Below are 5168 nucleotides of genomic sequence, written 5' to 3'. Positions count from 1 at the left end.
CCGGAGTGATCCGGGCGATGGGAAGCGCTGGGAGCTCGGTGGTCACCGCGGGTGTCGTGTTTGCCATCACAATGCTGGCACTTCTATCCAGTGATGTCCTCAATGTCGGCCAGGCCGGCTCGACTATTTGCATCGGACTGCTGTTCGATATGTTGATCGTCCGGATATTCCTGGTCATGCCACTGGCGCGCCTTCTCGGCCGGTGGTTCTGGTGGCCCGAAAAGATTCCCCTTCGCCCCCGCGCCGGCATGACCCCGGCCGCCAAGTAGCCGGCTTGAGCGAACGCTCACCAGCCGAGGGGGAGGCAGGGTGTTCAACACCAACACCAACCTCAAACTCGAAGTTCTGCAAGGTCGTGGCAACTGGCGAGAGCAAGTGGGCCGGGATGTGTCAAGGTGGATGAGACTGTTCCGTACTCGTTCATACTCGGATTTGATGAGTGCTTCGGGGATTGATTGGTTGGTTGATCCAAGCGACGGTTCGGAAGTTTCGGTGGGGTGGGTCGGCGATGCCGGAACCGGGCGGGGTTGGCGCCATAGACGAAAATGGCGACGCTGGTCGTCATCGTGGTGGCAGTTGGCGGGGTCATCGTGATGCGGTGCAGCAGGCAGGGCTGTGCCCGGTGGGGCTTAGATTGTCACCCGCGTCTGGAAGCGCACTGCTGGGTTCCGCACGGCCCCGATAGCATGGCAGCGATCGTTACCGCACCCTAAGCTTGGAGAGCCGACCCGATGACCGCCCCCGCACACCAAACCCCGGTAGTCCCGATAAGGGTGCCCGCCGGGACCACCGCGGCCGCCGCCGTGCGGGACGCGGGGTTGCCCGGTCGCGGGGCGCCCGACGCGATCGTGGTGGTGCGCGACGCCGAGGGCAAGCTGCGGGACCTGAGCTGGGTGCCCGACGCCGACGCCGAGGTCACCCCGGTGGCAGCCGACACCGAGGAGGGGCGCAGCGTCCTGCGGCACTCGACCGCCCACGTGTTGGCCCAGGCCGTCCAGGACCTGTTCCCGCAGGCCAAACTGGGCGTCGGGCCGCCGATCACCGACGGCTTCTACTACGACTTCGCGGTGCCCGAGCCGTTCACCCCCGAGGACCTGGCGGCGCTGGAGAAGCGGATGCGCCAGATCATCAAGGACGGCCAGCTGTTCGACCGGCGGGTCTATGAATCCACCGACGCCGCGCGCGCCGAACTGGCCGGCGAACCCTTCAAACTCGAACTCGTCGACGACAAGTCCGGCGACCCCGAGGTCATGGAGGTCGGTGGCGACGAGCTCACCGCCTACGACAACCTCAATCCCCGTACACGGGAACGAGTCTGGGGTGACCTGTGCCGCGGACCACACATCCCGACCACCAGGCACATCCCGGCGTTCAAGCTGACCCGTAGCTCGGCCGCCTACTGGCGGGGCGACCAGAGAAACGCCAGCATGCAACGCATCTACGGCACCGCCTGGGAGTCCCAGGAGGCGCTCGACCGCCACCTCGAACTGATCGAGGAGGCCCAGCGCCGCGACCACCGCAAGCTGGGCGCCGAGCTGGACCTGTTCAGCTTCCCCGACGAGATCGGTTCCGGCCTGGCGGTTTTCCACCCGAAGGGCGGCATCGTGCGCCGCGAGCTGGAGGAGTACTCGCGGCGCAAGCACATCGAGGCCGGCTACGAGTTCGTCAACACCCCCCACATCACGAAGGCGCAGCTGTTCCACACCTCGGGGCACCTGGACTGGTACGCCGACGGCATGTACCCGCCGATGCACTTGGACGCCGAGTACAACGACGACGGGAGCGTGCGCAAGCCGGGCCAGGACTACTACCTCAAGCCGATGAACTGCCCGATGCACACGCTGATATTCGCCGCGCGCGGGCGTTCCTATCGCGAACTCCCTCTGCGGCTCTTCGAATTCGGCACCGTGTACCGCTACGAGAAGTCCGGCGTCGTGCACGGGCTGACCCGGGCGCGCGGGTTCACCATGGACGACTCGCACATCTTCTGCACCCGCGAGCAGCTGCACGACGAGCTGGCGTCGCTGCTGCGGTTCGTGCTCGAGTTGCTCGGCGACTACGGGCTGGAGGACTTCTACCTGGAGCTGTCCACCAAGGATTCCGAGAAGTTCGTCGGCTCCGACGAGATGTGGGAGCAGGCCACCGAGTCGCTGGCGCGGGTGGCGGCCGAGTCGGGCCTCGAGCTGGTGCCCGACCCCGGCGGTGCGGCGTTCTACGGACCGAAGATCTCGGTGCAGGCCCGCGACGCGCTGGGCCGCAGCTGGCAGATGTCCACCATCCAGGTGGACTTCAACTTTCCCGAGCGTTTCGAACTCGAGTACACCGCCCCCGACGGGACCCGCCGGCGTCCGGTGATGATCCACCGGGCGCTGTTCGGGTCGATCGAGCGGTTCTTCGGCATCCTCACCGAGCACTACGCCGGAGCGTTCCCGGCCTGGCTCGCGCCCGTCCAGGTGGTCGGGATCCCGGTGGCCGATGAGCACATCGCCTATCTGGAAGATGTTGCGGCGCAGCTGAAGTCGCGCGGGGTGCGCGTCGAGGTGGACGGTAGTGACGACCGGATGGCCAAGAAGATCGTCCATCACACCGCCCAGAAGGTGCCGTTCATGCTGCTCGCCGGGGACCGCGACGTGGAGGCCGGGGCGGTGAGCTTCCGCTTCGGCGACCGCAGCCAGATCAACGGCGTGGCGCGCGACAGCGCGGTCGATGCCATCCTGAGGTGGCTTGCTAATCGCGAGAATGCTTTCCCCACAGCGAAATTGGTGAAGGTGGCACCCGTTGAGTGACCCGGAGGATGACGTGGAACACGCCGACGAGGCCATCCTCGACACAGGTGTCGGCGAATGCGACCATCTGCAGCGGTTGTGGACGCCCTACCGGATGACCTACCTGGCCGAAGCGCCGCGCCAGCGCGACGACACCAAATCCGCGCAGCCGTTCACCGACATTCCCCGCCTCTCCGACGAGGAGGGCCTGGTGGTCGCGCGCGGCGAGCTGGTCTACGCCGTGCTCAACCTGTATCCCTACAACCCCGGGCATCTGATGGTGGTGCCGTATCGGCGGGTCTCCGAACTGGAGGACCTGACCGATCGCGAGAGCTCCGAGCTGATGGCGTTCACGCAGAAGGCGATTCGCGTCATCAAGAGCGTCTCGCAGCCGCACGGGTTCAACGTCGGTCTGAACCTGGGCACCTCGGCGGGCGGGTCGCTGGCCGAGCATCTGCACGTGCACGTCGTGCCCCGCTGGGGCGGCGACGCCAACTTCATCACCATCATCGGCGGCTCGAAGGTGATTCCGCAGCTGCTGCGCGACACGCGCCAGCTGCTGGCCGCGGAGTGGGGCAGACAGCCATGAGCCGTGAGGCATCAGCGGCGCACATGAGTCGCGGCGCGACGATGCAGATCGGAGCGATGAGGTGGGGGCACCTCCCGCTTGCGGGGGAGAGCGGCGCACATGAGTAAGGCGCCCTTCCTGTCGCGGGCGGCGTTCGCGCGGATCACGACTCCCGCCGCCCGGGCCATGTTGCGCCTCGGTTTCACGCCCGACGCCGTCACCATCCTGGGCGCCGTCGTGTCGGTGACGGCGGCGCTGACCCTGTTCCCGATGGGCAGGCTGTTCGTCGGCGCGGTGGTGATCTGGTTCTTCGTCATGTTCGACATGCTCGACGGGGCGATGGCCCGCCTGCGGGGCGGAGGCACCCGCTTCGGCGCGGTGCTGGACGCGACCTGCGACCGCGTCAGCGACGGCGCGGTGTTCGGCGGGCTGCTGTGGTGGGCGGCGTTCGGCCTGCACGACCGGCTCCTGGTGGCGGCCACGTTGATCTGCCTGGTCACCTCGCAGGTGATCTCCTACATCAAGGCCCGCGCCGAGGCCAGCGGGTTGCGCGGGGACGGTGGGCTCATCGAGCGCCCGGAGCGGCTGATCATCGTGCTGGCCGGCGCGGGCGTGTCGGACTTCCCGTTCGTCGCGTGGCCGCCCGCCCTTCCCGTCGCGATGTGGCTGCTGGCGGTGGCCAGCGTGCTCACCTGCGTCCAGCGGCTGCATACGGTGCGGACTTCTCCCGGTGCGACGGAGCACATGCCGTGATCCTGAATCCGGACCGCCTGACCGGCGCCGTCAGCGACTGGACGTATGCGACCGGTTGGCGCGCGGTGCGGGCGATGCCCGAATTCGCTGCCCGCGCCGTCTTCGACGCGGGGGCGCGCTACGCGGCCCGGCGCGGCGGCCCGGCGCAGTTGCGCAAGAACCTGGCCCGCGTCATCGGGGTGCGCCCGGCCGAGGTGCCCGACGCGCTGATGCGCGCGTCACTGGCCTCCTACGCGCGCTATTGGCGGGAGGCGTTCCGGCTGCCATCGATGGACCTGCGCGCGTTGGCCGGAGAACTCGACGCTGCATTCCGGGGCGCCGACAACCTGGACGCGGCGCTGACTGCGGGCCGCGGCGCGGTGTGCGCATTGCCGCACAGCGGGAACTGGGACATGGCCGGCGTGTGGTTCACGCAATCCCGTGACACCTTCACCACCGTCGCCGAACGCCTCGAACCCGAGTCGTTGTACCGGCGTTTCGTTCGCTATCGCGAGAGCCTCGGCTTCGAGGTGCTGCCGCTGTCCGGCGGCGAGCGGCCACCCTTCGAGGTGCTGTGCGACCGGCTGCGGGACAACCGGGTGGTCTGCCTGATGGCCGATCGCGACCTCACCCGCACCGGTGTCCACGTCGACTTCTTCGGCGAAGTCACCCGGATGCCGGCCGGACCGGCGAAGCTGGCGATCGCCACCGGGGCGGACCTGCTTCCGGTGCATTGCTGGTTCGACGGCGATGGTTGGGGCTTCTCTGTGCACCCGCCGCTGGATTGCACCGGTGGTGACGTCGGCGCGATCACCCAGGCGCTGGCCGATCAGTTCGCCACGAACATCGCCGCCCACCCCGAGGACTGGCACATGATGCAGCCGCTGTGGCTGGCCGACCTTTCGGAGGCCAGGCGGGCGCGTCTGAGGCAAGCCTGATGCGCATCGGGATGGTGTGCCCGTACTCGTTCGACGTGCCGGGCGGGGTGCAGTCGCACGTCCTGCAGCTGGCCGAGGTGATGCGCGCCCGCGGGCACGAGGTCAGCGTGCTCGCCCCGGCGTCCCCCGATGCGTCGCTGCCCGAGTACGTCGTGTCGGCCGGCA

6 protein-coding genes are annotated in these 5168 nt (G+C 68.2%); all 6 read left to right on the top strand.

Annotated features, from left to right (window positions below; genetic code table 11):
- The coding region (locus tag AC2VOR_RS20600; protein WP_486964420.1) for an MMPL family transporter at positions 1-269 on the top strand (269 nt) is incomplete at its 5' end.
- A gap of 462 nt (positions 270-731) precedes the next feature.
- On the top strand, positions 732-2786 hold the full coding sequence (thrS, locus tag AC2VOR_RS20595; RefSeq protein ID WP_369739281.1) for a threonine--tRNA ligase: 2055 nt from the start codon (positions 732-734) through the stop codon (positions 2784-2786).
- Positions 2779-3354: an ATP adenylyltransferase gene (locus tag AC2VOR_RS20590; protein WP_369739280.1), complete on the top strand. Its 576-nt coding sequence runs from the start codon at positions 2779-2781 to the stop codon at positions 3352-3354. Before thrS ends, AC2VOR_RS20590 begins: the two co-directional genes overlap by 8 nt.
- Positions 3355-3453: 99 nt before the next feature.
- Positions 3454-4086 carry a phosphatidylinositol phosphate synthase gene (pgsA, locus tag AC2VOR_RS20585; protein ID WP_369739279.1) on the top strand — a complete coding sequence of 211 codons (633 nt, stop codon included), beginning with the start codon at positions 3454-3456 and terminating at the stop codon, positions 4084-4086.
- Positions 4083-5003: a phosphatidylinositol mannoside acyltransferase gene (locus tag AC2VOR_RS20580; protein WP_369739278.1), complete on the top strand. Its 921-nt coding sequence runs from the start codon at positions 4083-4085 to the stop codon at positions 5001-5003. Before pgsA ends, AC2VOR_RS20580 begins: the two co-directional genes overlap by 4 nt.
- The coding region (locus AC2VOR_RS20575) for a glycosyltransferase (protein ID WP_486964421.1) at positions 5003-5168 on the top strand (166 nt) is incomplete at its 3' end. The genes AC2VOR_RS20580 and AC2VOR_RS20575, both read left to right, overlap by 1 nt.

It is taken from the genome of Mycobacterium sp. TH-M103 (assembly GCF_057473785.1).
This window is presented reverse-complemented; position numbering and strand designations above follow the sequence as displayed.

Bases quoted from the DNA above. Each gene is read 5' to 3' on its own strand.
- pgsA (WP_369739279.1), top strand. From the start codon at position 3,454: ATGAGTAAGGCGCCCTTCCTGTCGCGGGCGGCGTTCGCGCGGATCACG.
- thrS (WP_369739281.1), top strand. From the start codon at position 732: ATGACCGCCCCCGCACACCAAACCCCGGTAGTCCCGATAAGGGTGCCC.